Origin of the sequence: Corynebacterium sp. HMSC14B06 (genome assembly GCF_001807075.1) — a bacterium.
GTDB classification, from domain to species: Bacteria; Actinomycetota; Actinomycetes; order Mycobacteriales; family Mycobacteriaceae; genus Corynebacterium; species Corynebacterium jeikeium_D.
Window position 1 is genome coordinate 19,639 of record NZ_KV787366.1, and the last position, 508, is coordinate 20,146.

A 508-nucleotide genomic window follows, 5' to 3' on the forward strand; every position below is an offset into this window, starting at 1 on the left:
CCAAGACACCGGCGACCAGCCGCAACAGAAGGACACCACCATGGAACCGTCCACAACACCCGAAATCATCATCGGCCTCGACGTCGGCAAAACCGGCCACCATGCCAGCGCGCTGACCAACACCGGCGAGAGAATTTACGACAAACCACTGCCCAAAGACGAAGCCGCACAGCGCGAAATCTTCGCGTCCATGCAGGCCCACGGCAGCGTTCTCATGGTCGTCGATCAACCCAACACGATCGGCGCCCTGCCCATCGCCGTGGCCCGCGACTGCGGTTGCACGGTCGGAGACCTCCCCGACCTAGCCATGCGAAAAGCAGCCGATCTCTACCCTGGACGATCAAAAACCGACCGCCGGGATGCATTCATCATCGCCGACACCGCCCGCACCATGCCGCACACACTGCGGGCAGTCGACCGCGACGACGAGACACTATCAGCGCTGAAGATGCTCGCCGGATTCCACGACGACATCGCCAAAGACGCCACCCGAACGAAAAACCGCCTT

The 508-nt window shown here is 62.0% G+C and carries 1 protein-coding gene; it reads left to right on the forward strand.

All coding sequences use genetic code 11. The features are described 5' to 3' along the window. Positions 1–40 precede the first annotated feature (40 nt). The coding region (locus tag HMPREF3130_RS04045; RefSeq protein ID WP_141737778.1) for an IS110 family transposase at positions 41–508 on the forward strand (468 nt) is incomplete at its 3' end.